Here is a 26,279-nt window from a genome sequence, read left to right as displayed (position 1 = left end):
CTCCTTATTTCGATTAAGTTATCTTTCAAATCTATCTTAATCGCTAATAGTGACAGACCTTGTCACTGTTACAAATATCGCCTCTTGTACATCAGGGTAATCTGATCCGCGATGTATTCAGCGCTATATTCAGTATCCTCCTTAATCCACCAAATAATAATCCCCAGCAGCGAGGCGGCAACAATATCGACGGAAGCCACCCTCCCCGTGGAATTTATGTTCCTTTCTCCTCTACGTTTTTCAATAGAGCTTTTCAATAAGTTGGATAGGTGGGTTTTGAAGCCTGTGTGCTCAACCAATACGGCAAAAATGCTCCGGTATTCATAAAAGTAGTTTAAAAATGTAACCAGCTGCTGTTGTTCGTCGTTGCTTGGCACCTGTAACAGCGGCTCGACTTTCATGGATAGGTCATCAAAGATCTCATGTACAATCTGGCGCAGCAAGTCATTAATATCCTCATAATGCAAATAAAACGTTGCCCGGTTTAGTTCTGCACGGTTGGCAATTTTTTGGACGGTCAATTGGGAAATTTCCATATGTTCTGCCAGTAATGAAAATACGGCATTCTTCAGCATCTTTCTTGAGCGAACGGCCCGTGGGTCGATTCTTTTTTGTTCAGGCATTTCATCCCTCGATTATCGTTTATTTGTCACTTCATCAACCAATCGGCTGCATCTGTCGATTAGTCGACATTTTCAGCAAAATTGCAAATAGGCATCAATCTTAAATCTTGATAAGATATATTTTATTGACACTATGTCGAAAAAGCAAAAGCAACGAGGAGAGGACATCAGCAATGCAAGAAGACATAAAGAAAATCAACAAAGGGATTTTACTCACCATTTTAATCTTTGGCTGTTTCTTATCCACACTTAATCAGACATTATTGAATGTCGCCTTGAGTAATCTGATGGATGTATTTGAGGTCACGGCAACGACCGTACAATGGATTTCTACGGGATTCATGCTGGTCAACGGAATATTGATTCCGGTTACGGCCTACTTAATGAAACGCTTCTCGACGCGTCAGTTATTTATTAGCGCCATGGCGTTCTTATTAATCGGTTCCATCATTTGTGCGGCTGCGCCAAGCTTTATGGTGCTATTGTTGGGTCGAATGATCCAAGCTGCCGGTGCGGGAATCGTCATGCCGCTCATGATGAGTGTCGTGCTGGCGATTTTCCCCGTTGAAAAAAGAGGCAGCGCTATGGGGCTGCTTGGTCTGGCCATGATTTTCGCACCTGCGATTGGTCCGACTCTCTCAGGATTTATAGTCGAGTATCACTCTTGGCGCTGGTTATTCATCGGTCTCATCCCGCTTGTCCTTATTGTCATAGCGTTAGCCTTCAAGTATTTAGTCAATGTATCCGAAACGTCTAAGTCGAAGCTTGATGTCATAAGCGTTCTTTTATCCACCGTCGGATTCGGTTTGATGTTATACGGATTCAGCAGTGCGGGCAGTAAAGGCTGGGACGATCTAATCGTCATCCTGTCCTTAAGCATCGGCATCGTCATAACCGCCCTATTCTGTATTCGGCAAGTCAAGTCCGGCGATCCACTGCTAAACCTGTCTGTCTTCAAAAATAAAGTCTTCACGGTAACCTCTATCATTAACGTATTAGTTACGATGATGATGTACGCAGACATGATCTTGCTGCCTATTTATCTGCAGAACGGCCGCGGATTCACGGCATTTGACGCAGGGCTGCTCTTATTGCCGGGTGCGCTTGTAAATGCGTTTATGTCCCCTGTCACCGGCCGATTATACGACCGTTACGGCGCGAAGCCGCTGTTCATCATTGGTTTACTGTTCATTATTCCTTCGATGTGGGCGGTAACGGATTTATCTCAATCCACAACGTATATGTATCTGATGATTCGTACCATTGCCCTGCGGATTGGATTAAGCTTTATCACGATGCCGCTGAATACGGCCGGGTTAAATGCGCTTCCTAGACAACTCGGTACGCATGGTACGGCAGTGAATAATACCGTTCGCCAGATCGCCGGAGCCATTGGTACGGCTGTCGTGATTACGATTTATACAGCGCAGGCAACAAGCCATGCAGCAACAGTGATGCAGAACAACCCTTCTACCACTACTGAGCTCCTTAAATCCCTTTCGTCCATTTTAGGGGCAAGCGACGCCTATTACTTCATGATGATTCTGGCTGTTGTCGCACTCGTCATAACCTTATTTATGCCACTGAAAAACAAGATCACGGTCGAAGAAAAAAGCCACCCCGCCTAAGGAGTGGCTTTTCTTAAATTTACGTTCATCCGTTTTCGTCTCAGACAGACTCTTAATAAATTTTCCTCAACAGGTCGACAACCTCGTCTAACGTGAGGCCAAAAGATTTGTAATAGGAGATATCGTTTTCCATTTGCTTCAAGATCATTTCGTTGCGGGTTTGCAGCATCTCATCGGACGAGAAATCGGCTACAAAACAACCCTTTCCTGTGACGGTATTGATCAATCCGCTTCGTTCGAGTTCTTCCCAAGCCTTCTTTACGGTGATGACGCTAACGCGAAGCTCTTGGGCCGCCTGCCGAATCGGCGGTAAACAATACCCGCTTCCGAGTTCCCCCTTCAGGATTTGGGCGCTGATCTGTTCGAAAAGCTGCTGATAAATCGGTTTTTCCGATGTATTCGAAATCGATACGTTCATTTCATAAAATCTCCACTTTGAGGAATCGCTTAACCGCAATCCGATAGGCGATCATGGTCAATGCAATAAATATCACGATACCTGCAGCCAGAATTAATATTTGAAGCCCGGTGTTTTGGACACCGGAACCTGTGAATAGGTCGGATACAACCGGACTGGCAATTCCAATCCATTGAGCAACCCCGGCAAACAGCATAGCGGCCGCAATGGACACAATTCCCGCACTGCCGAATTTATACGCTGTCTTGTAGTACATAGGAATAAAGACCACGTTGAAGACGGCAAGCATAACAAAGCACAGTCCCCAAAAGCCCAAATGCGGACCGAAGAAAAAAGGAGTCAGGCTCGAATATAACTGAATATTAATCATACCAAAAATCATAGCCATAACAATATGCAATAATTCCATGATGACAATAACGAGCACTCTTGCTTTTACAATATCTTTTTTGGTGACAGGCATCAACGAGGTAAACATCAGATCATTATGTGCTTTGAATTGACCGAACACACCCGGTACCGTGATCCAGCAAAAATAAAGAATGACGATAAAGTACAACCAGCCGGGAATCAGCATTAAGGCGCCTAAAATAACAGGCAAGAGAAAAAACATGGGGTTTACCCCTAATTTCAAGTCTTTCATCACCAAGTTATACATACATAACCTCCTTTCTCGCGAAGTAAATCATGATCTCCTCGAGGCTCGGCGTAGCCGCTCTAATACCGGAGCCGGAATCAAAGTCACTGGAGCGAATCAATCCGGTAAAACCGAAGGAGTTTACTTTGTAGGAAATCATTTTATCTTTGACCTGGTTTAGCTGGCTTTCGCTGCCGTTAAGGAGGCGATAGGACTCCAACAGCTCGTTTTTCTCAGAACTGGCGACGATCTGCCCATTATCGATAAAGGTAATATAATCCGCACACTTCTCCAAATCCGAGGTGATATGAGTAGAAAATAGAATGCTGATTTCGCCATCCACAACAAGCTCCTGAAAAATATCCAACAGATCGTCTCGTGCGGCCGGATCGAGCCCGCTTGTCGGCTCATCAAGAATGAGAAGTTTCGCTCCATGCGATAAGGCTAGGGCCAGATTGTACTTGACTCTCATTCCTGCCGACAATTCGGCTATCTTTTTGTTCTCATCCAATTTGAATCTTCTCAGATATTTGTAATAAGTGTCCTGATCCCAATTCTTGTAGAACTTCTTAATGACCCCGGTCATTACTTTTAATTTGCTGCGAGTGTAGAAATCAACGCCGCCAAAGGCGAGCCCGATTTCCTGCTTCAGCTCGGTTTCATGCTCGGCGATATTCTTGCCCAGAATACGCACTTCGCCGCTATCGATGCGAATCATATTCAACATCGACTTTATGGTGGTCGTCTTTCCCGCACCATTGGCACCGATGAACCCCATAATATAGCCTTTTTCTAATTGAAACGATATATCCCTTAACTCAAAATTCGGGTATTTCTTATTTAAATTTCGAATGTCTAAGGCCAGCATACCGTACCTCCTATTAAATTGTGTATGTTGTGTATGCACAATATACACGGAGATTAAATTTATGTCAATTGACTCAAAGCCTAATTATGGATTTTTTATTGATGGATAGCGAGCAAAGAGTAAGGCTACCCGTCGCATTTCGGACAGATAGCCTTCAACTTTATTTCTATTCTTCTTCGTGTTGTAACGGGGGCTTCTTCAAGAACGGCCGATGTAAACTGGAGGATAGGAATTTCTCCGTAATATCAAGCACCTGAGGGTTCCATATGCCTGTTCCGTGGTCCGCACCTACTACCTTATAGAACAAGACCTTCTGTCCATGCTCTTTGAGAGCTTTGTACATCTCTATGCTCTGATTCACGTGTACGACATTATCGCTATCCCCATGGATGATGAGGAACGGCGGAAGCGTTTTGTCCAAATCCTGATGCAAAGGGCTGGCCTTTTTCGCAAGGTCCAAATGATCCTTTACTCTTCCTCCAACAAACAAACCTTCCGGGGAATCGGCGGCATCATGATCCAGAATATCATTGTACCTGCCTAAGGTAAGCAAGTCTGAGACCCCGTAATAGTCGATGACTGCACTGACTTCATCGGACTGTTCACTATATAAGCCGTTATCGTATTCACCTGCCGTTAATCCGGTCATCAAGGAAAGGTGTCCGCCTGACGAATCTCCCCATACCGCTACTCGGGCAGGGTCTACCCCATACTTCTCCGCATGCTTGCGCATAAACCGGATGGCGCATTTTACATCCTCCAAGGCTGCCGGGAATCGTGCAATATCGGTGTCCCTAATTTCAACGCTGGCTATCACGTAACCCTTAGCGGCAATATGCGAGAGATTAGGGATGGCGGCGTACAAATCCTGTTTTCTCCAAGCGGAGCCTTGCACAAAAACGACCAGGGGAAAAGTGTATCCGCTGCGGCTTGGCACAATGATCTGAAGTCTTCTTTCCAAATCGCCGTATTTGGCGTAAACCACGTCCGGATGGTATGTACAAGAATAGTAGGAACCTCTCTCCGCAAACTCCCCGTAAATCACCTGCGTCCCTTCGGGCATTTCATTGGCTGCAACACTCGCTGCTTTTTTATCCACTCTTAATAACCCCCTAAATATCGCGTAATCGGAACGTTCCAGTCCTGTCTATTCCATGAAAACAGATTCCATAATTAAATTCTACTAAACTTATTGCATGCAGAGAGTCCAACATTTAAAGCTGTTATATTTGAAATTTGATATCCTGAGCAAATGAAAAAGTCCCTTGGATGGTTTCTTCTAATCCAGGGGACTTTCTGAAGCTGTTAAATTAGGTTTCCTTATAAAGTTCCAGTACCGTCTCCAGTGCAGGAAGGGCCGGAATCGCGCCTTTGCGCGTGGTCGTTAAGGCGCCGGTGATGTTCGCGAACCTCAACATATTCCGAAGCTCGTCCAGGGAAAGCTCCGTTTCGGGCTTATTTGCTTCCAGATACGCATGCAGCCATCCGCCTAGAAACGCATCGCCCGCCCCGGTCGTATCCACGGCCTTCACGGTAATCCCCTCTACAAGACAGGTGTCGCCGCCCCGGCGGCAAAAGCTGCCCTCCGCACCGAGCGTGACCAGAACTACGCTGAGGCCGTATTCTTCGGCAAGCTGCCGGCTGCCCTGTTCCAAATTTGAAGTACCCGTTAAGAATTCAAGCTCCTCTACAGAGAGCTTTACTATATCGGCAAACCGCATTCCCTCCAGAATCAGGCGTTTCGCTTCCTCTAAGCCGGGCCATAGAGCTTCCCTTAGATTCGGATCATAGGATACTTTGATGCCATGCCCTCGCGCGCACTTTAAAGCGGCCCAGGTGGCGCTTCGCGCCGGTTCATGGGTCAGCGAAAGCGAACCGAAGTGAAACACGGAAGACTGCCCGATCAACAAGTCACCAACCTCTTTAATATCCTTTGCGCTCAGCAATTGATCCGCTCCCGGATTTTGCACGAAACTGAAGGAGCGTTCGCCATTCTCCCCCAGATGTACGAAGGCGAGGGTCGTGCTGGCTTCAGGAATCATCATCAAGCCGCTCGCATCGATGCCGTTATCGACAAGGACGCTTCTTAAATAGTGGCCGAATTCGTCCTCACCCACTTTGCCAATCAATGCCGTCTTCCTCCCGAACCGGCTCAGTGCTGCCAGGACATTGGCCGGGGCGCCGCCTGCATTTTGCTCGAGCAACCGATTTCCTTGAGGGGAGCTGCCTGCCGGAGAAAAATCTATAAGGATTTCGCCGAGTGCCGTCACATCCATCCTAATCCCTCCAAACGATGATTAACCCGGGTTCCGGTTCCTTGCTTATTGCAACGTCCAAAATTGAAGATCATGAATATAAGCCGTTCCGCCTTTTGCGGCAAAACGAATACCTATGCTCTCCGGATCGGGGAATACCAGTCCCGACATGACCCGGACTCCGTCATTGATAAAGAGCTCCACCGTGGACCGGTCGAGGAAAATATGAAGCTGAAGCATATCCCCGAGTCCCGTCTCCAGACGGCATTCTTTGATCCCCCCTGGCCCCATACCGGAACGGTTTCGGTCAAAGCTAATATTCCTTTTGGACAGATTCGCCTGAATAACGGTACATTCTTGATTGTCCGAAGAGGAGCGAACGTGAATGGATATTTCGCTGGCGTCCGATCTCTGAAGATCGAATTGAATCATCATTTCCACGCAATCTCCTTCTACCTCCGGAAACGAATGAAGTTCTCCCTCCGTGACCGCGTAATCCCTAACTGAACTATGCCGCTTGCGGAGCTGCTTGAGCTCCTCCGCAGGCCGGAACCGTAATCGTCCGTTCCCCTCGTGCAGTAATTCTCTAGGGAGTGTCATGCATCCTGCCCACGTCTTCCCAAGCGAATGGCCGTCCATCGGCATCCAGCCGATCATGAGTCTTCTGCCGTTTGCATCCGTCATGGTTTGCGGGGCATAAAATTCGAATCCCTCATCCAGCTTGGTGAAATCGCCATGTTCATAAGTACCTGCCGAGTAATTTAGAAGGCCTGAATAATACCCCGCAATTTGCCCCTCTCCTTCCATGCCTTCCGGGCAGAGCAGAAGGAAGTCTCTCCCTCCAAGCGCAAACAAATCGGGACATTCATACATATAGCCTTCTGACCCCTGGCTCTCGGTAACTACGCTCTTAAACTCCCAATGAAGCAAATCATCGGATTGATATAGCAATACTTTACCGAGATGATTGTGCCTCGCTCCTAGAACCATGTACCATTTCCCGCCATGGCTCCATACCTTCGGATCCCTGAAATGGTTGGTCTGACCGATATGTGCCGGAGGGGCCGGGATCACTGGATTCGCGGAATCCTTCCGGAAGTTGACCCCATCTTCGGATACGGCCACACACTGCTGCTGAAGCAGATCGTCCGGGAGCCCGGTCGGCGTGGTGAAGACGTTCCCCGTATAAAATAAATACAGCTTGCCCTCGTGCTCCACCGCACTCCCCGAGAAGCATCCGTCTTTGTCATAGTCCTCGCTAGGCGCAAGGGCAATGGGAAGCTGCTCCCAATGGATCAAGTCCTTGCTCTTGCAATGGGCCCAATGAATATTTCCCCACTGCGGAGAGAACGGATTATATTGATAAAACAGATGGTATTCGCCTTTATAAAAGATCAAACCGTTAGGATCGTTCATCCAATTCACGGACGGGCTTACATGATAAGCCGGACGATGCGGATCGGCCGGGGCTATTTCCAGCGATTTTTCTACGGAATGGACTGCCGCTTCTATAGCCTTGCGATGGCAAAGCTGATTCTGAGCCACTTTCTCCACCTCTATCTCTCTGTACTTTTTACTTCACGGATCCCTGGGTAACGCCTTGGATAATAAATCTCTGCGCAAACAAGTAAATGATCAGGATCGGCAGAATAACCAGCAACACCGCAGGCAGAAATTTCTCATTGTCCGTAGTGTAGGTTCCCTTAAATACCTGAATCGCCAGAGGCAACGTATAGCTCTCCCTCCCTGCGTTCTGCAGGACAAGCAGCGGAAGCAAAAAGTCGTTCCAAATCCACAAAACATTCAGGATACCGATGGTAACCGTAGTCGGCATAAGAATCGGCAAAATGATGCGGAAAAAGGTCTGGCGACGATTACAGCCGTCCATAAAGGCGGCTTCCTCCAGCTCCAGAGGGATGCTCTTAATAAAACCGTGATAGATAAAAACTGCAAGCGGGCTGCCGAATCCCAGATACATAAAGATCAGCGTCGATTTCGGCACAGTCTGGATCCAGCCCAGTTTCGCTCCATACAAAGAGACGAGGGGGATCATAATCGCCTGGAACGGGATGATCATCGAGGCCACCATGGCGAAGAAAAGCAAGTTGTTCGTTTTTGTCTTGTTCCGTACGAAATAATGGGCTGTCATGGCTGCAAAGACGCCAATCAGCAGCACGCTGCCGAAGGTGATCAACAACGAATTGGTGAAGCAATGGAAATAACTCATTTCTTTCATCGAAACGAAGAAGTTATCGAAGTTAAAGGATGTCGGCCAGGATAACGGCGACTCAATGATTTGCGCGTTTGTTTTAAAGGCGTTGATAATGATTAACAGAAACGGAGTAATGAAGGCGATGAGCGAAACAACAAGGATAGCGTAGACGAGAATCTTCATCAGGGACCTTGCGTTGATCACTAGGCTTCAACCTCCATTCTTTTTCCTAAATACACCTGGGTTATCGTAATCAATGCAGCCAACAAGAACAGTACGAAAGCTTGAGCCTGACCGGCCCCGTAATCAAAGCGAATGAACGCTTTGTCGTAAACGAACATGGAAGCCATGACCGTACTGCCGAACGGACCTCCGCCCGTCAAGCCGTAGTTCACGTCATAGACCATGAACCCTCTTTGAAGCGAAAGGAATATCGTCACGATGAAGGAAGGAACCATGAGCGGAAGCACCATGCGGGAAAGCCGTTTCCAGCCGTTGGCGCCATCAATCTTGGCCGCTTCCATCACGTCCTTCGGCAAGCTCATCAAACCGGCAATAAAGATAACCATCATATACCCGGCATACTGCCATACCGTCACAATGACTAATGCCCAGAAAGCCAGATTTTCGTCTCCGAGCCAGGTTTTGCTGAAGAGATCCAGGCCCGTTTTATCACCGATCGCGGTAAAAAGGTTGTTGAACATAAACTGCCAGATGAATCCGAGCACCAGTCCCCCGATCAGGTTCGGCGTAAAATAAGCGGCCCGGAAAAAGTTCTCCCCTTTAATCCCGTTCGTGACAAGATAGGCCAAGAGGAAGGCGACTCCGTTAATTAAAATGACGGTAGCCAGCACATATTTGATCGTAAGCCAGACGGATGCCCAAAACTTGCTGTCCTGAATTACTTCCACGTAGTTGCTGCCGCCTACGAAGGGCATGCTCGAGGATATCCCGTCCCAAGAGAAGAAGGTCAGATAGATGCCGTACAGAAACGGGATGATGATGACAGCCGTAAACACCAAAACAGTCGGTCCTGTGAAAAAAACTTGATTCCCCAAGCGTTTCATCCGATTTTTTTCTGCGATCACAGGAGACGCTCCTTTCTAAAATTGCGAGTTTAAGCCGCTCTAAATAATGAATGTCGATGGAGCACTTCCTTCTCCACCGACACTCTGCTTCCTGTCCTCGTCTCTTACTTCACGCTAGTCCAATAGCTCTCCACTTCGCTTGCCAGCGCAGGACGATCCACTTTATCCACCAAATATTTCTGCATGGAAGCGCCAAGCACTTTCCAGTGGTCGCCAGGTACGTAGTTGCCTGCGAACGGAATCGATTTGCCTGCATTATTGTAGGCTTTCAGAGATTTGGCCAAAGGATTGGAAAGCTCGGTCGTGTTATTTTTAAAGGCCGGAATGACGTTGAATTTATTTACCATGATTTCTTGGCCCGCCGCATCAAACACCAGCCAGTCCAGGAATTTCTTCGCAGCATCCTGTTGCTCTGGAGTTGCTTTAGTCTTGTCGATAAACACTTGCTTGGTCGCTCCAATTGCGAGCGATTCATTCGCAGCATCACCGGCATTGTTGCTGACCGGCACCGGAAGGAAGCCAAATTCGCCGTCCGGGCTCGTCTTCTGCATTTCGGTAATCAACCAGTTGCCGTTAAAGGTCATGGCCGCTTCGCCCTTCGCTACGTCTGCAGCCGTTTGCTCCAGCACGACCGCTAACGGGTCTTTGATGCCCTTGTTGTATTTTTTCATAACATCGAACGTATCCAGCAATCCGTTAAATACGGCGTTCTCCGCAAGTTTGGCGTCGCCGGATTTCAACGTCCCTAAGTAATCTTCTACGGGAACAGACTGATTGGCATAAGCAAGCGCGAGGTAGTGATTGCCCAAGGACCAATCCATGCTGCCGATCGTGATCGGCGCAACGCCGGAAGCTTCAATCTTCTTGAACAAATCCTCTAACGCGGTAGTGGTATTGATCGTTGCCGGATCAAATGTACCGCCGACCGCCTGATCGAGAATCTTTTGGTTATAAATCAAGCCGTAACCTTCAACCGCGAACGGGAAGGCGATGGTTTTGCCGTCAAGCTCATTTGGCTGTGCCAGCTCGGCTACCCATTTCTCGCCGGAAAGATCCAGTGCCTTATCGGCAAACTTGGCAATATCCCCGGCATCCAGCATAGCCATCGTTGCAGGTGTACCGGCGGCATAAAGAGAAGAAGCTCTCTCTACAGGAGACTGGCTCTCGCTCGCCGAAATCACGTCGACTTCAATTCCGGGATTGGCCTTTGCAAACTCTGCCGCCGCCTCCGCCATTTGCTGTTGAATTTCAGACTTCGAATTGAGGAAAGTGATCTTTACTGCTTTTGTGGAGACATTCCCGCTTGACCCCTCATTGGTTGCGTTCTTGTCCGCATTGTTACCGCCGCATGCCGATAGAAGCACTGACAAGGCAAGCAGCAAAAGTAAAGCGCTACCAAAACGAGACACTTTCATGTTCATTCTCCCTCTCTTTTGTAGGAAAGTTTAAATCTCACTTGAAGTATATATGTTAAGCGTTTGACATGTCAACCGGTTGACATACAGTTTATAAAAATTTATTTCTCCGTTTTACGTAGTACTTCTCTCGACTAAAGTAACCGGCAGGACATTATCGTGTTGAACCTCTTCCCCGCGAATAAGTCCGTCCAGCAATTGAACCGCCCTCTTTGCTATCTCTTCCAACGGCTGCCTGATCGTCGTTAAAGCAGGGGACACCAAGGAAGCCATCTCAATATCATCGTAGCCGATCAATTTGATGCGACCGGGGATATCGATTCCTTTGCTCATGCAAACCTTGATTACATTCATCGCCAAAATATCGCCGCTGGCAAAGATCCCGTCAATATCGGGATACTGTTCCAGAAGTTCCGTGATAACCCGCTCGTAACCCTCGCTGTCAAACACGTCCGGTCCCAATTCGAAAACAATCGGCTCCACACCCCGGCCGCGAAGACTTTTTACAAACCCGTTCGTGCGTTGGTTGCTCAACAGATCGAGTCCCAAATTACCGGTAATATGTGCGATTCTTCTGCATCCCTTCTTCAGCAAGAGTTCCGCGGCATAGATTCCCCCCTGTTCATTCTCCGACGATACGTAAGGGATATCCGCGATTCTTCTGTCAAACGTGATGATCGGCTGCTTCAACTTTTTGTACTCATCTACTTCAAGCGTATGGCTGCTCATGAACATCCCATCCACGCGATTGCTTGTGAGCATATCGATATACTCTTTTTCCTTGCCTTGATCCATCCGTGAATTGCACAGCAGAATCTTGTAACCCAATTTCGAAGCATGCTTCTCAATATAATTCGTCAACTCCGCAAAAAAGGGATGCGCAATCGTCGGGATGATCATGCCCAATATCATCGTTTTCTTCCGGGACAAGGAGCGTGCGATCTCATTAGGCTGATACTGCATCTCCCGCATTACACGGTATACTTTCTCTCTGGTTTCTTCGCTAATGTAGCCGCGGTTATTCAAAACCCGGGACACCGTCGTCACCGTAACGCCGGCCTTCTCCGCTACATCCTTAATCGTTGCCAACTCCCATTCCTCCTTCCATACTACTCCCCTAGCATCATACCAACAAAATCGTTTGTTATCTAGCGCATTAGCTATAACTTTCAAGTTTTATCCAGCTATGATTTGGAAAAGAGAAGCGAGGCACGCAAAGCGCGATGCCCGCTTCTCTATGAAAGGAATTTAGCGCTTCCCTCCGTCAGCCGCGAAGTTCCGCGCCGGAGAGAGTACCCTTTTCAGCATCGCCTTTGGCTTCAACAGCGGCTGTTTTACTCCGGTCGTTTCGCACAAAGAAGGCGACGGAGAGGAAGCCTAGGGCGATCATCGCGGCAAACACGAAGAGCGCCGGCACAAGATGATCGCCGAAATCGTTCGGCGTTGCGATGGCGCTGCCGCTCGCGAACACCAGGCCGCCGATGGCGATGCCGAACACGCCGCCGAGCTCGCGGGCCGTGTTACTCAGGCCGCTCGCTTCACCGGCGGCTTTCTCCTCCACCGAGCTGAGCAGCCCGTGCGAGAGCGGCGTGAAGCTAAAGCCCATGCCGGCTCCGGCCGCCATCATGAGTGGAACAATGTACCCGAACGGGAAGATCGCCCCTTCCCGGATGATGACCAAGGCAATTCCGATCAAGCCGACAAGCTGCAGGAACAATCCGAACAGCAGCACCCGTTTTGAGCCGAATCTTCCGACGAGCAGACCGGCCAGCGGCGCAGCGACCATCGTGCAGGCGGTCCACACCATCTCCCTTACCCCGGCGCCGAGGGCCGAATAGCCCTGAGCTTGCTGCAGGAACAACGTAAGCAGGAAGATCGCCCCGAAGATGCCGGCGTTTAACCAGAACCCTGCGGACAAATACGCGCTGTAATTCCGTTCCCGGAAATGCTTGAACTGAACGAACGGCTGCTTGCGGGTTCGTTCCCAACCATAGAAGGCAATTAGCAGCAGCACGCCACCTGCGATCGGACCCCAGACGCTAAACGCGCCCCAGCCTTCGTCGTTACCGCGGACCATACCGAAGACCAATCCGAACAAGCCGGCACCGAGCAGCGTAATGCCGAGCGGGTCGATCGGCTTGCGTTCTCCCTTCGACTCCTTCAGCCAGCGCATCCCGAACAGGACCGCCAGCACGCCGATCGGAACGTTGATCCAGAAGATCGCCTGCCAAGGCGCCCCCTCAATAATCGCTCCGCCGACCAGTGGTCCGACGGACAGCCCAAGGCCGGAGACGCCGGACCAAATGCCAATCGCGGCCGCCCTTTTTTCCGGCGGGAACGCGCCGTTCACCAGCGTTAAGCTGATCGGCATAATGGCCGCGGCGCCGACGCCTTGCAGCGCGCGAGACAGCGTCAACAACAGGGAGCTGTCGCTGAGCGCCGACGCAAGAGAACCTAGCGTGAACAGGACCACGCCGATCAGGAACATGCGCTTGCGTCCAAAGCGCTCCCCGAGCGCGCTGAAAGGAATAAGCAGAACGGCGAACGCCAGCGTGTAAGCGTTCATGAACCACTGCAGGTCTGACATCCCTGCGTTAAAAGAGGTCTGAATGGACGGCAGCGCCACCCCAATGACCAAATTGTCCAGCATCGCCATGAACAGCGTAACGCAGGTAACGACTAACAATCGGATTCGATCTCCAGCAGACATCATTTCAAATACACCTCGTCTCAATTTATTTATTGATAAATAAATAACGACCCAAAAAAAAGAGCTCCTCCCTCGCTTGCCGAATCAGATATACCCGCTTACCCCAAGCGGGACCGGCCAGACCAGCCCGTTCGAGCCGATCTGCTGTCGCTCCGCACACAATCTGACTTAGCAATGATCCGGTTCCAACTGCCCTAACTGCGGCAATTCAAGCACCTCACCCATCGATTTAGCCATTCCGTAAGCAATGAATAAGGACGCTTGCGGACCGGGATTCGGCAAGCCGGCGTCCGCGAACCGTTTGGTAACAAATTCGTGAATGGACGCAAACTGCTCGCGTACAAAAGCCCGCACTTCCGGTTCCGGCGTGGCGAACGAATGCATGCAAAGCAGCATTTCGTCGCGGTGTGTCTTCATCAGAATGTTGAACTCGTTGCCCATTCGTTCGGCTAAATGCTCGGGCTCCGCTTCGACGGACTGAAACGCCTCGACCAGCCGGCTAACCGCACGCCCCAGCACCGCCAGGTACAATTCCTCTTTAGACTTAAAGAAATGGAACACATAAGGCTGAGTAAGTCCAAGTTCAGCAGCCACCATTGCCGTCGTCGTCTTATAGAAGCCATTGTTCGCAAACAAGGTCGCCGCTGCGTTTAATATCTGATCCTTGCGATTGAGGGAGCCGAGGTCTTGATCTTTATGTCTGGCCATTTTTGCACCTCGTTTATTTATTTATCAATAAATTAATTCATTCCGAGGTCATTGTCAACCCTAAACCGGCCCAACTTGGATGGACAAAATCCCCTTCACGGGGATGCGATACAACTCTTTTCTTAAAACACACTCCGGACTAATCCCCCGTCGATTCGTAACGCAGAGCCATTAATGGCCGAGGAAAGAGGACTGCTTAGGAAGGTGACAAGATGCGCAATTTCTTCCGGCCGGATCAGCCTTTGAATGATGGAGGTTGGCCGGTTTTCTTTCATAAACCGCTTCTCCGCTTCTTCCACTGTTAATTTTTCATCAGGATAAAGGGTGTTTAACATGGTCTCTACGCCTTCCGTTAAAGTGGAACCCGGCATAACCGTATTGACCGTCACATGGGTTCCCTTCGTCAACTCAGCTAAACTGCGGGAGAGCGAGAGCTGCATCGTTTTGGTCGCACTATAATGAGCCATTTCCAGAGAGGGCATAATCGCTGCTTCGCTGGCAATAAAGATAACTCGGCCTTCATTTTTTTGAATCATTTGTTTCAGATACCATCTGGTTAGCCGGACTCCACTCATGATGTTGGTCTCAAACAGCTTAAACCAATCTTCATCCGGAATATCGAAGTATTCTACAGGCTCAAAAATACCCAAGTTGTTAATAAGAATGTCTACTTCGGAATACTTCTCAATAACTTCCCGACAACCTTGTTCTGTCCCTAAATCAGCTACTACCGGCTGAAGGACGGCGTCCGGATACTTTGCATTAATTTCTTGAATCGTTTCCTTCACCTTTTCTTCGCGGCGGCCATTAATCAGCACTGCGGCTCCTTCCGCAGCTAATGACAAGGCGATAGCTTTTCCAATTCCCGACGTGGATCCTGTTACCAGTGCCGTTTTTCCTTTTAGATTTAATTGCATGTTCGTCCCTCCGAGATTCAAGTCTTATTTATTTATCATATACATACACGCCATTAAGAAAAGTACGCACTTTTGAGTAATATAGGTACTTAAAAGTACCCCTGGCCCCCTTTTATGCCAATAAGGTGTATCTACTTGTGATGCGATTCCCCTTGCTGGCTGCGACAAGTCATATCGATCAGTTGCCGGATTTCAGCGCTTAACCTCGGATTGACAGGATACACTTCCTCTATGAAGTTTAAGATGCAAAGGGCGGAATCGGGAACATGATGATATCCCTGAAGCATGCCTCCTAGTCTTTCAGCCAAACGAGGGTATCTTTGTTCCACCCGCCGCTCCAATCCAAAGGGATCCGGGTAGCACTCTACCTCTTCCTCCAATAGGTGCATTACGGAAAGAATCCGGTCCACGGCATAACCTTGAATAAACCTCATCGCCGATAAATGCTCTCCCCGGGCATAGCGACCGAGCCCCACATATAAGTTTGTTAAAGCTTCATTCAAAGGAAAGTCCAGGGAGTTCCTCTTGAGACTGGGGATAGGAATGGAAGACTTTGCGATTTCTATATTCAAGTAGGACGGATCCTTCCAAACAATCCGCCCCTCCGGGTAGGGAGCATCCTCCAGGTCTCGTTCCTCAAATACCGCGTATTCTCCATAAATTCCGTCTTCGAACAAAATTTTATACCCGACATCCGTATTCTTAAAGGAATAGGCTAGCGGATGCACTTCCTCAAGCCAATCCAGGTGATCGATATACCTCGTTTTCTGCCCGTCCTTCACAATGACAAAGAAATCTAAATCCGAATACTCATCCATCCGATCCGTTTCGATACCGACGGAGCCTACTCCCAACAGTAACAGCACTCCTCCTTTGCGTTCGAGTGACTTGCCGATGTCGTCCAGCCGCCGAAGCAGCAATTCAGTTTTCAACATACATATCCTCCTTCGAGTTTTGGAATACAAAAAGGGCTCAACCCACTTCTCAGCGAGGTTGAACCCGAAGGTTGCATTGCCTTTAATTTTCTAGGAAGAAATTAACATGGAATTGGACTGCTGTCAATTGCGCGGATTGCGGCGAAACTACTGTTATTTTCGTACCTGCTTTGGAGCCTGTTATGAATATGGAAAATTGAAACGACTTATAATGGGCATTCTTACTAAGGGATGATGCTTTTTGCAGAACATTTGTTGCAGGAGGAAGTTACAGCATGGCTGATTTAACCAAGCAGAAAATAGTCGAAAGCGTTCCGCAACGGGGGTTTTTTGGACATCCCAAAGGGTTGTTTACCCTGTTCTTCACGGAGTTTTGGGAGCGTTTCTCTTATTATGGAATGAAAGCGATTCTGGTTTATTATATGTACTACGAATTAAGCAGGGGCGGACTCGGCATGCAGGAGAGCATGGCCCTCGCCATTATGTCCATTTACGGCTCCCTGGTCTATATGTCCGGGATTATTGGTGGCTGGCTGGCGGACCGCATGTTCGGAGCATCCAAAGCCGTATTCTACGGCGGCATATTAATTATGCTGGGGCATATCGCTCTGGCCATCCCTGGAAGCATGTCCTTATTTTTTGTATCCATGGTCCTGATCGTGCTGGGCACGGGCCTGCTGAAACCCAATGTATCCAGTATGGTGGGAGAGCTTTACAGCGAACATGACCGGCGCCGGGATGCAGGATTCAGCATTTTTTACATGGGCATCAACCTGGGGTCGTTCCTCGCTCCGCTGATCGTGGGCACCGTGGGCATGGATTACAACTTCCATCTCGGCTTCGGCATCGCCGCAGTCGGCATGTTTCTGGGACTGGTCATATTCTTGTTTACCAAAAATAAAAACCTCGGCCTTGCGGGCACTTACGTAGCCAGTCCACTTTCACCGGCGGAACGAAAAAAAGTGTATCGTCGAATCGGGGTCGTTGCCGTCCTTCTCGTAGTGATCGTTGCAATTACCATTCCGTTGGGTCTATTAACGTTCGAATCGCTCATCGTGATCGTAGGCATTCTGGGCATTCTGATTCCAACCTTATATTTTATTTTCATGTACCGCAGCCCGCGAACCACCAGCATTGAACGCTCCAGACTCATCGCTTATATTCCGCTGTTTATCGCGGCGATTATGTTCTGGGCGATTCAGGAACAAGGATCGACCATCCTTGCCAACTATGCGGATAAGCGGACGCAATTGGACTTTGCCGGCATTCATATTTCGCCGGCCTGGTTCCAGTCCTTAAATCCGCTGTTCATCATTATTCTGGCTCCCGTGTTCGCCTGGCTATGGATAAGGCTTGGCAAGCGCCAGCCTACGATCCCGATGAAATTCGCCTTCGGCTTGCTGTTTGCCGGATTATCGTTCCTCGTGATCCTCTTGCCCGCTTACTTTGGCGGCGAGGATGCCCTGGTGAATCCTTTGTGGCTCGTCCTTAGTTATTTCATCGTTGTGCTGGGAGAATTATGTTTGTCACCGGTAGGGCTGTCGGCTACGACAAAATTGGCGCCCGGCGCCTTTTCGGCCCAGACCATGAGCTTATGGTTCTTATCCAGTGCGGCCGCCCAAGCAATTAATGCTCAAATCGTCAAATTCTATTCGCCTGCCACCGAGATGGCATACTTTGGCGTCATTGGAGGAGTCGCTCTCCTCCTTAGCATTCTGCTCTTTACGTTCTCCCCGAAGATCCAAGGGTATATGAAAGGGATACAGTAAAAGCAAAAGCAGAGCTTACTACAAAACGAGCCGCAGCTGCTCCAAGACATAATTACCTGAACCTGCCTGCTATAGCCGAACCCGAAAAAAGCCATCCTTTTTGCAGGATGGCTTTTTGTGCTCTTACAATTAAGTGATAATTATTTCTTCTTAACCGGTATCCATATCTCTCCGGCCTCATACCCGGCCATACCATAGTACATTTCGAAGCTAGGGCCTTCTACCTGTTCGTACCCGGATGTCGGAAACCACTCGGAATAGATTCGTTCCCATAGTTTTTGCAAATCACATTGCGGTTCCGGGAAGATAGCCCACGTTAATGCCGGGACAGACAGCTTTGTAAATTTCCCCGGGATTTCAAGCCCCTTGGGCAGATGATAACAAATCATGTATTTGAAAGATTCCCCATTATCATCATATAACGCAGCGTGCAACAGGGTGTCGCCAAACCGTCCCAGCAATTCGTTCATTAGATCCACACTGCCGTCATCGTCACATTTTTTACGGAACTCCGGAACTTCAGCAAATGCGGTCTGTCTGTTTGAATGAACAAGGCCATAAACTCCAAACATCTCAAAGGGCCCTCTTTGTTCAATGCGATAATTCATTTCGACATCTCCCTTTATTGAAATATGGAAGGACATTCGAGGATAGGCCTTAAGAGAAGCCCCTTTATCGCGCGCAGATATCGGTATGATCCCATGAAGATTTTTAAACGCCCGTGAAAAGGCCTCCGGCGAGTCATATCCATATTTCATAGCCACATCAATAACCTTGGCATCTGTTGTCTGCAGTTCAAAAGCTGCCAAAGTCAACCGCCGACGCCGGATATACTCGGATAACGATACCCCCGTAATGAACGGAAACATCCTTTGAAAATGATAAGTTGAGCAACAGGCGATCTGCGCTATTTGATCATATGAGATATGGTCCGCCAGATTTGTTTCGATATATTCCATGGCGTTATTCATCCTGTCTAACCAATCCATCGTGTTCCCTCCCTTCAAATCAACTTTAAGGCAGATAAGAAATGTAAGCCGTGCTTTTTGTGCACGAAAAAGTCAGTAGGTCGTCAACTTCCACATTCTACTTCTCCTGCTCCTGCTCCTTGATCACCTGCTCAATTCCAAGCAAAATCAGCTTCAATCCGAACTCGAACGCTCGGTCTGTCCCCATCAACTCGAACAACCCGTTCGTGAACATCCTCCGGAACAGCCCCGCGTCCGACTCACTCATGGAGTCCAGAAGGCGAACCATCTCGTCGCCCGGAAGATCCTCCAGTTCCTTCAGGGCAACGGTGACATTGCGCTCATGCTGATAATCGTCCAGGACGAAGAAGTAGACATAGTTCACAAGCGTAGTGACCACCTGCATCTTCTGCTCTTGCTCAAGCGGCGTTTCCTCCACGCAGAGAAGCATTCGGTTGGTGTACCGGATGATGTCCGGTTCGTGAGGTAGCGTCATCATCATGAGCTGCGTGGAGCAGGGATACCGGCTGAGCACAGCTCTAATCGTTACCGCAAGGCCCGTCAGCTGCTCCTTCCAATCCCCGTCGGAGTGGAACTCCTCCAGAATCACTTTCGATACCTGGTTGGCCAGACGCTGATAGAGATTCTGCTTGCTCTTGAAATACCAGTACAAAGAGGGTGCCTGGATCCCCAGCCGGTCGGCCAGTCGCCGCATGCTGAGCTTCTCGATCCCTTCCTCGCCAAGAAGCTCCCACGAGGCCTCTAATATTTTATCCTCTGAAATCTGAGGCTGCTGCTTTTTCATCGGTATCCGTCCTTTTATCTAACAGTGTAAGTTTATGCTTTACATGTTCTTAAGGTCATGATATCATCTAACACTGTAAGGCACAACCTAACACTGTTAGATTGAAGCCGAAATAAATGATGAAAGTAGTGATCTTCATGGATTCAGAAAACCTTCATTACTTCGAAAAGGCACCCATCGGAAAAGCCGTGGCCCACTTCGCTGTACCGATGATGCTAGGCACGTCAATGAGTGTCATCTACTCCATCCTGAATGCCTATTTCCTTGGCACCCTGCACAATACGGCCATGCTAACCGCTCTCGCACTAACCTTGCCGTTATTCGCAGCCATCATGGCGTTAGGAAATTTGATAGGTATCGGCAGCGGTGCATTTATCTCCCGTTTGCTGGGAGAGAAACGGTATGATGATGTAAAGCATGTGTCATCCTTCGCCTTTTACAGCAGCCTAGTTCTTGGCCTGATTGTAATGGCCGTCAGCCTCCCGTTAATCAATCCCATCGTTCATGGACTGGGGGCAACGCCGGACTCCTTCGGATTCACGAAGGACTATGTCACGGTGATGTTAATCGGCTCACCCATCGTCGTGTTATTCTTCACGCTGGAGAATATCGTGCGCTCCGAAGGAGCGGCAATCACCTCGATGATCGGGATGATACTTAGTGTAATCGTAAATATTGTGCTGGATGCGATAGTCATCTTCGTTTTCCATTGGGGAGTGATCGGTGTTGCGTCCGCTACGGTTATTTCTAACTTGGTTGCATGTGTATTCTTCCTCTTCCATATGGGATCTAAGAGCCAATTTTTAACCGCCTCCGTCAAATGGTTCAAGGTATCCAAGGACATCCTGAGCAATGTACTTAAAATCGGAGTTCCCGTCTTTATTATGAGTATCTTCTTAGGCGCCATGTCGCTCATCTTTAACCACTTTCTTGTCGATTATGGAGATCAGGCCGTAGCGGCCTACGGAATTTCATCCCGTTTATTGCAATTTCCCGAATTTATTCTGATGGGCTTATGCGAGGGAGTCGTGCCTTTGATTGCCTTCACTTTTACAGCGAATAAATTACGCATGAAGCATACCATTGGATTCACGATTAAGGCGATTCTGGCGTTAGCCGTCGTGTTCGGCGTCCTCGTCTATCTGATTTCCGACCACTTGATCGGTTTATTTACGAATGACCCGCAATTAATCCAAATGGGCAGCTACATTCTGCATGTGACGTTCTTATCCTTGTTCATTACAGGAATGACCACGTTGTTTACGGGGATCTTCCAGGCAACCGCGCAAGGAACCGCTGCGTTTATCATGTCGGTTATTCAAGGGATTACTCTGATTCCGGTGCTGTTTATCGCCAATCGTATGAGCGGCTTCCACGGGGTAGTCTGGTCGCTTGTCATCGCGGATGCCGCCGCATTCCTTGTCGGTGCCATCATGCTCTATGTCCTGCGGTCGAAATTACAGCCGGATCTGGAAAGCTTAGTACATTAAGAACATATAACTCTGGACGGTAAAGGGGCTTTAACATGGAAAAAGGGCACCTTTGGGGTGCCCCGTGCTTTCCTTCCAATCATTGATCCGTGTTTTATTTGAGCATTTGATACACTTGTTCTACATCCTTATCCCCGCGGCCAGACAAATTGACGATAATAATTTGATCCCGCCCCATCGTCGGCGCCAGCTTCTTCGCGTATGCAACTGCGTGCGCGCTCTCTAGGGCAGGAATGATTCCCTCCGTGCGGGACAGTTCTTTGAAGGCTTCCAGCACTTCCTCATTGGTGACAGTTACATATTCAGCCCGGCCCGTCACCTTCAGGTGGCTATGCTCCGGTCCAATGCCCGGGTAGTCAAGTCCCGCGGCAATCGAATAGGTCTTCCTCGGCTGGCCTTCCTCGTCCAGCAGCACTAAGCACTTGAAGCCGTGAAGGATACTCGGGACACCCTGGGTTAAGGATGGCGCCTGATCGGGCTCAACGCCGATCAAGCGAACGCTTGGCTCGTCGATGTAGTGGGCAAATGCACCAATTGCATTACTTCCGCCGCCCGCACAGGCCACTACAGCATCCGGCAATCGACCTTCTTTCTCCATAATCTGTTGCTTCGATTCTTCGCTAATAATAGACTGGAAGTGCTTGACCATTGTCGGAAACGGATGAGGGCCAACTGCGGAACCGAGCAAATAAAACGTATTTTTATAGTTGCGAACTAGATCGTCCAGTGCCTCATCGACCGCGTCCTTCAGTCGCCCCTGGCCTTTTTGGACCGGCACTACAGTTGCGCCGAGCAGTTCCATTCGGAACACGTTTAGCGCCTGACGACGGGTATCTTCAGCTCCCATGTAGATGACGCATTCCATATTAAACATGGCGCAGGCCGTTGCTGTGGCAACACCATGTTGTCCGGCACCGGTCTCGGCGATAATCCGCTTGGCTCCCATCCGCTTAGCGAGCAGAATCTGACCGATAGCGTTGTTGATCTTATGCGCTCCGGTATGATTCAGATCCTCACGCTTCAAGTAAATCTTCGGCCCTCCCCAAGCCTTGGTCAGCCGCTCCGCATACGTCAGCGGATTCTCGCGCCCCACGTATTCTCGCAGATAAAAGCGAAGCTCTTCCTTATAACCCGGGTCATCTTTAAACTTGTAAAATTGCTCACTCAGATAGTTCAAGACTTCCTGCAATTCCGGCGGGACGAAGCTGCCTCCGAACTCCCCAAAGTATCCTTCTTGCTGAAATTGTTGGTCCATAAGTAAGCGCCTCCATTAATTTAATTGAACTGGCAATCTGCACCTTTCATCTACGCAATTCTGTGGCGCCAGCTATGTATCGGTAGCTCTATTATAAAACATTACTTTATATAAGGAGCAAGTGAACTCGTGATGCTCTACCGGAATTTTTACGCCGCTGATCTTAAAAACAAGCTATTTTTATCCCAGATTCAAATGCTGCATTTTATCGGGATTACGAAGGAAATAAATTTGCTGGATACGATCCTCTTTCACTTCCAGACTGATAAGGGTCGGGAAAGGCTCGGAGGAGCTGCGCAACACAAAACCCAACTGCCCGTTTATCTTGATCAGACGCACACTGCCTGTTGTATTTTCCTTCGACAAGAGTCCTTGAATAAAGGCGAACACGCGCTTGCTCGATGTAACCGGATGAATGGCCGCCATGACTTTGCCTCCGCCATCGGAATAGAGCACAATATCATCGGCGAGCATCGCAAATAACCCTTCCATATCGCCGGTTGTCGTCGCATGGAGAAATTGGAGAATGAGCTGTTCGGAATGAGGGCTGGGGGAAACCTCGGGATAGGGCCCGTCATCCTGGATTTTCCGCTTCAGGCGGCTATAAATTTTACGGCAACCCAGCTCGGTTTTATTTACAAATTCGGCAATATCCCGATACTCGTATTGAAAGGTCTCCCGCAAAATGAACACGGCCCGCTCCATGGGGGTCAATCGTTCCATCATGACAAGCAAGGCATAGGATATAGTATCCTCCAGAACAATTCTTTGGAGCGGGTCCTCACCGGCAGCATAACCATAACCAGGAATGTCCGTATAGTCTTGCACAAGGGGCTCCGGCAGCCAGGGGCCGACGTACACCTCTCTCTTTTTGCTTGCGGATTTCATGTAATCGAGACAGCGGTTGGTAACCATCTTGCATAAGTATGCTTTGAGATTGCGTATCCCATCTTCTTCCAGATTGGTGCCCCGCTGCTGCATGGTTACAAACACATCCTGCACCAAGTCCTCGGCATGGGTGACAGACCCTAAAATTCGATATGCAATGGAAAGCAATAAAAGCCTATATTCCTTGTATACAGAATCCAGCTCCACGTTGTACCCCTCTCTTAACGTCTTTTATTACTTTTGTTCGTAATTGGTTATTAATGTTGCCGCTTCTTTTGCGCTCGCCAATGAAGCGTTTAGCAGTAACCCTTCAGATCCGACCCAATCCCCGGCGACATACAGACCCGGCCGCCCTTTGACCTCAGGCCCGGGTCTGTTCGGGAGCCCCCCGTTCGCGGCCATAACCATACTATGCGATACAAGCATAGAAGGCAGAAAGCGCTGCTTAATGACATGCTCACGCCACCCGGGCTGTATGCTGTCGAGAAAGCCTTGAAGTTCACGTTCATCCTGCTTGGGGTCTTTCTTGTTCAAAGCGGGCAGATACTTCATGACATGGATTACCTCTGTTCCGGGCTGATCGGAGAGTGCTGCGACAGCGGAATGATTGGAGTAGTACCACGGAACATCAGCACCAAGTACAAACTTCGTTTTGGGCCTTGGCATCCCGGATACCACAAGATCGAGGCATGCTGCACGCACAGGAATAAGCTGCTGATAAATGGCCGCCTCGTCCGGTGGCAGAGCGGGATTAAGAAGAGACATCGTATCCGCCGGCCCGGCCGTGGATATAATGAAGCTGGACGCTAGCTGTGTCCCATCCTTCAAGACGAGGCTCATCTTCGGGTAGCTGCCTTTAATTTCCAGGACGGGTGAGCTTGGGCGAATCGACACGCCCGCTTTCTTCGCTTGCTCCACCAGCTTGTTCACAAGCGTCTGCCAGCCTCCATCAATATACAAAACCTGGCCATGCTGGAGTTGATGAATAGCAGCCCCGGCGCTCAGTAAATCAGGAGCTTCGCAGTAAGTGGATAAACGAACCAGTGCTTCCAGGACACTGCGCACCCGCGGACTGGAAATATGAGATTCCAGATACGCCCGAAGCGGCACATGCTGCAGCGCGGAAGTGTCTGTCTTACGAAGGCTGCTGTAAAAGCGAACCAGCTGAATTTTCTCGTGAAACGTCAAGAATGATCCAAGTAATAATTGCGAGAGCGGCACAGCTCTTTCCTTACCGTCCGCTTCTTTGAACATAAGCAGGCCTGGCGGCTTCGGCGCCGTTCCTTCCACAGTGACGCCTACCTCGTGCAGAATTCGGAAGGCATTTCTAAAGAGGGCATGACCGCCCAAATTCACACGCGCGCCTGCCATCTCCGTAGAAATGGCCCGACCTCCCGGATAGGATCCTTTTTCGAGAAGCAATACATTCTTTCCTGCCTTTGCCAAATAAATAGAGGCTGTTAATCCTGCGGCGCCGGCTCCGATGATGATAACGTCCCATGGGGACCCGTAATTATTTTCTGTCATGTGTACCATTCCTTTCGGGTCTGATACATACAAGACGATGAACGGAAATCTTCTGTGACTTGATCAGCAAAAAGAGCAGCACGCCCGTTTACCGCTGCATGCTGCTCTCTCTTCATCTTCATCAGATTCGGAGCTTATACCTCTACTGACTTTTCAATTATAATGTTCTCCAATTTAAGATTTACCGGATTTGCAATGGTATCGCCAACAGGGCATTTACTCTCCAAAAACTGTACGAATTCTTCCACCTTCTCTTTGGGCGAGTCGGTTTGAATCCGGAACGTATAACGGATATCGGAGTAACCGGGACGAACGGAAGATCTGTCAAAAAAACCGTCGAGATCAATGTCACCTTCAACCTCCACACGGAAGTCATTCAGCTTTACGCCAAACTTAGGAGCATAAACCCTTGCCACAATAGACTGGCATGCCCCTAACGAGGCAAGAAGCACTTCGACCGGATTCATTCCCGTGTCCGTCCCGCCTAAACTCTTCGGCTCATCGATCGTGATCTCAAAATTTCTGGATGTGGTTTTGACTTGAACTCCATTTTGCAAGTGTGCGGTTGCTTTGAAAGTATGTACATCAGCCATGTTAAACACTCCTTAAGTTATAGTTAAACAAAAGAGCCATAACCTCAACAAATTAATTCCTAGTATTATACTATGTATTATAGGAATAGTGATCGGAGTTGTCAATATAGCGGTTCCGCATTTTTCTCAAACCCATAATCCCGTTCGACCTTGCAAACTCTCGTTTTATATGTGAGGTACCAATCGGACATCCCCCGCCGCTGGGCAATCAAATGTCGTTCGTTCTGCTTCCAATTCCTAATAGCTTCGAGCGACTCCCAATAGGAAACCGTAATGCCTAAGCCTTCCCGGGCGCTTTCTACACCTAGGAATCCAGGCTGGGAATACGCGAGTTTCTCCATTTCTTCTGCCATTTCTGCATATCCTTGATCCCCATCCGTTCTTTCCGATGTAAAAATAACGGCGTAATAAGGGGGCTCGGGTGTCCGCGCTATTCCGTTCATAAATCATTCCTCCAGAATCCAGTTTTTGAATTAACTTTGATTATAATCATACAGCTAACTAAGCAGAACAAGTTAAATTTGCAAAAAAATAGAGCACCCGTAAGGATACCCTTCGCCAATAACTTTA

25 protein-coding genes are annotated in these 26,279 nt (G+C 48.9%); 3 read left to right on the top strand and 22 right to left on the bottom strand.

Annotated features, from left to right (window positions below; translation table 11 throughout):
• Window positions 1-68: 68 nt before the first annotated feature.
• A complete protein-coding gene (locus tag KJS57_RS01110; RefSeq protein WP_213653435.1) occupies window positions 69-623 on the bottom strand; it encodes a TetR/AcrR family transcriptional regulator in 555 nt (184 codons plus the stop codon).
• A 125-nt stretch (window positions 624-748) separates the two neighbouring features.
• Here KJS57_RS01110 and KJS57_RS01105 point away from each other — a divergent pair, with 125 nt between their 5' ends.
• Window positions 749-2,251: a DHA2 family efflux MFS transporter permease subunit gene (locus KJS57_RS01105; protein ID WP_280520348.1), complete on the top strand. Its 1,503-nt coding sequence runs from the start codon at window positions 749-751 to the stop codon at window positions 2,249-2,251.
• Window positions 2,252-2,303: 52 nt separating this feature from the next.
• Here the strand turns inward: KJS57_RS01105 and KJS57_RS01100 are convergent, their stop codons facing one another.
• The 14 genes from KJS57_RS01100 to KJS57_RS01035 all read right to left on the bottom strand — a co-directional run bounded on the left by KJS57_RS01100 (window position 2,304) and on the right by KJS57_RS01035 (window position 16,414).
• Window positions 2,304-2,669, bottom strand: a complete 366-nt coding sequence (locus KJS57_RS01100; RefSeq protein ID WP_213653434.1) for a GntR family transcriptional regulator — start codon at window positions 2,667-2,669, stop codon at window positions 2,304-2,306.
• A 1-nt stretch (window position 2,670) separates the two neighbouring features.
• Window positions 2,671-3,327 carry an ABC-2 transporter permease gene (locus KJS57_RS01095; RefSeq protein WP_213653433.1) on the bottom strand — a complete coding sequence of 219 codons (657 nt, stop codon included), beginning with the start codon at window positions 3,325-3,327 and terminating at the stop codon, window positions 2,671-2,673.
• Entirely contained in the window at window positions 3,320-4,174 is an 855-nt protein-coding gene (locus KJS57_RS01090; RefSeq protein WP_213653432.1) for an ABC transporter ATP-binding protein, read from the bottom strand. Before KJS57_RS01090 ends, KJS57_RS01095 begins: the two co-directional genes overlap by 8 nt.
• Window positions 4,175-4,340: 166 nt before the next feature.
• On the bottom strand, window positions 4,341-5,273 hold the full coding sequence (locus tag KJS57_RS01085; RefSeq protein WP_213653431.1) for an alpha/beta hydrolase: 933 nt from the start codon (window positions 5,271-5,273) through the stop codon (window positions 4,341-4,343).
• A 211-nt stretch (window positions 5,274-5,484) separates the two neighbouring features.
• Complete coding sequence (locus tag KJS57_RS01080) at window positions 5,485-6,450, bottom strand: carbohydrate kinase family protein (protein WP_213653430.1); 966 nt, start codon at window positions 6,448-6,450, stop codon at window positions 5,485-5,487.
• Window positions 6,451-6,495: 45 nt separating this feature from the next.
• The gene (locus tag KJS57_RS01075) at window positions 6,496-7,974 is read right to left on the bottom strand and encodes a glycoside hydrolase family 32 protein (protein ID WP_213653429.1); all 1,479 of its coding nucleotides are present in this window, start codon (window positions 7,972-7,974) and stop codon (window positions 6,496-6,498) included.
• A 28-nt stretch (window positions 7,975-8,002) separates the two neighbouring features.
• Window positions 8,003-8,845 (bottom strand): carbohydrate ABC transporter permease, encoded by an 843-nt coding sequence (locus KJS57_RS01070; RefSeq protein ID WP_373316679.1) that lies wholly within the window; start codon window positions 8,843-8,845, stop codon window positions 8,003-8,005.
• Complete coding sequence (locus KJS57_RS01065) at window positions 8,845-9,729, bottom strand: carbohydrate ABC transporter permease (protein WP_211024984.1); 885 nt, start codon at window positions 9,727-9,729, stop codon at window positions 8,845-8,847. The genes KJS57_RS01070 and KJS57_RS01065 overlap by 1 nt, the downstream gene beginning before the upstream one ends.
• Before the next feature lie 104 nt (window positions 9,730-9,833).
• Entirely contained in the window at window positions 9,834-11,144 is a 1,311-nt protein-coding gene (locus KJS57_RS01060; RefSeq protein WP_213653428.1) for an ABC transporter substrate-binding protein, read from the bottom strand.
• A gap of 114 nt (window positions 11,145-11,258) precedes the next feature.
• Window positions 11,259-12,233, bottom strand: coding sequence for a LacI family DNA-binding transcriptional regulator (locus tag KJS57_RS01055; RefSeq protein ID WP_213653427.1), 975 nt, complete (start codon window positions 12,231-12,233; stop codon window positions 11,259-11,261).
• Between the two features lie 175 nt (window positions 12,234-12,408).
• On the bottom strand, window positions 12,409-13,857 hold the full coding sequence (locus KJS57_RS01050) for an MFS transporter (RefSeq protein WP_213653426.1): 1,449 nt from the start codon (window positions 13,855-13,857) through the stop codon (window positions 12,409-12,411).
• A 165-nt stretch (window positions 13,858-14,022) separates the two neighbouring features.
• Window positions 14,023-14,562 (bottom strand): TetR/AcrR family transcriptional regulator, encoded by a 540-nt coding sequence (locus KJS57_RS01045; protein WP_211024992.1) that lies wholly within the window; start codon window positions 14,560-14,562, stop codon window positions 14,023-14,025.
• Between the two features lie 122 nt (window positions 14,563-14,684).
• A complete protein-coding gene (locus tag KJS57_RS01040; RefSeq protein ID WP_211024994.1) occupies window positions 14,685-15,479 on the bottom strand; it encodes an SDR family NAD(P)-dependent oxidoreductase in 795 nt (264 codons plus the stop codon).
• Between the two features lie 131 nt (window positions 15,480-15,610).
• On the bottom strand, window positions 15,611-16,414 hold the full coding sequence (locus KJS57_RS01035) for a hypothetical protein (RefSeq protein ID WP_211024996.1): 804 nt from the start codon (window positions 16,412-16,414) through the stop codon (window positions 15,611-15,613).
• 275 nt (window positions 16,415-16,689) lie between these two features.
• Between KJS57_RS01035 and KJS57_RS01030 the strand changes: the two genes are divergently transcribed.
• Window positions 16,690-18,183, top strand: coding sequence for a peptide MFS transporter (locus KJS57_RS01030; protein WP_213653425.1), 1,494 nt, complete (start codon window positions 16,690-16,692; stop codon window positions 18,181-18,183).
• A gap of 140 nt (window positions 18,184-18,323) precedes the next feature.
• On the opposite strand, the gene KJS57_RS01025 is transcribed toward KJS57_RS01030, so the two are convergent.
• Together KJS57_RS01025 and KJS57_RS01020 are read right to left on the bottom strand one after the other, a co-directional pair.
• The gene (locus KJS57_RS01025; RefSeq protein WP_213653424.1) at window positions 18,324-19,172 is read right to left on the bottom strand and encodes an AraC family transcriptional regulator; all 849 of its coding nucleotides are present in this window, start codon (window positions 19,170-19,172) and stop codon (window positions 18,324-18,326) included.
• Between the two features lie 97 nt (window positions 19,173-19,269).
• Window positions 19,270-19,956: a TetR/AcrR family transcriptional regulator gene (locus KJS57_RS01020; RefSeq protein ID WP_211025002.1), complete on the bottom strand. Its 687-nt coding sequence runs from the start codon at window positions 19,954-19,956 to the stop codon at window positions 19,270-19,272.
• A 137-nt stretch (window positions 19,957-20,093) separates the two neighbouring features.
• Here KJS57_RS01020 and KJS57_RS01015 point away from each other — a divergent pair, with 137 nt between their 5' ends.
• Window positions 20,094-21,446, top strand: a complete 1,353-nt coding sequence (locus KJS57_RS01015; RefSeq protein WP_211025004.1) for an MATE family efflux transporter — start codon at window positions 20,094-20,096, stop codon at window positions 21,444-21,446.
• Window positions 21,447-21,540: 94 nt separating this feature from the next.
• Here KJS57_RS01015 and trpB read toward each other — a convergent pair whose 3' ends face one another.
• The 5 genes from trpB to KJS57_RS00990 all read right to left on the bottom strand — a co-directional run bounded on the left by trpB (window position 21,541) and on the right by KJS57_RS00990 (window position 26,152).
• On the bottom strand, window positions 21,541-22,701 hold the full coding sequence (gene trpB, locus KJS57_RS01010; RefSeq protein ID WP_213653423.1) for a tryptophan synthase subunit beta: 1,161 nt from the start codon (window positions 22,699-22,701) through the stop codon (window positions 21,541-21,543).
• A 180-nt stretch (window positions 22,702-22,881) separates the two neighbouring features.
• Window positions 22,882-23,796: an RNA polymerase sigma factor SigJ gene (gene sigJ, locus KJS57_RS01005; RefSeq protein ID WP_213653422.1), complete on the bottom strand. Its 915-nt coding sequence runs from the start codon at window positions 23,794-23,796 to the stop codon at window positions 22,882-22,884.
• A gap of 27 nt (window positions 23,797-23,823) precedes the next feature.
• Complete coding sequence (locus KJS57_RS01000) at window positions 23,824-25,116, bottom strand: phytoene desaturase family protein (RefSeq protein ID WP_213653421.1); 1,293 nt, start codon at window positions 25,114-25,116, stop codon at window positions 23,824-23,826.
• Between the two features lie 134 nt (window positions 25,117-25,250).
• On the bottom strand, window positions 25,251-25,709 hold the full coding sequence (locus KJS57_RS00995) for an OsmC family protein (RefSeq protein WP_211025012.1): 459 nt from the start codon (window positions 25,707-25,709) through the stop codon (window positions 25,251-25,253).
• A 101-nt stretch (window positions 25,710-25,810) separates the two neighbouring features.
• The gene (locus KJS57_RS00990; RefSeq protein ID WP_211025014.1) at window positions 25,811-26,152 is read right to left on the bottom strand and encodes an antibiotic biosynthesis monooxygenase family protein; all 342 of its coding nucleotides are present in this window, start codon (window positions 26,150-26,152) and stop codon (window positions 25,811-25,813) included.
• Window positions 26,153-26,279: the final 127 nt, after the last annotated feature.

The organism is Paenibacillus vini, from assembly GCF_018403325.1.
GTDB classification, from domain to species: Bacteria; Bacillota; Bacilli; order Paenibacillales; family Paenibacillaceae; genus Fontibacillus; species Fontibacillus vini.
Note: the sequence above shows the minus strand (reverse complement) of the source record. Positions and strands in the feature narration are given on the sequence as shown.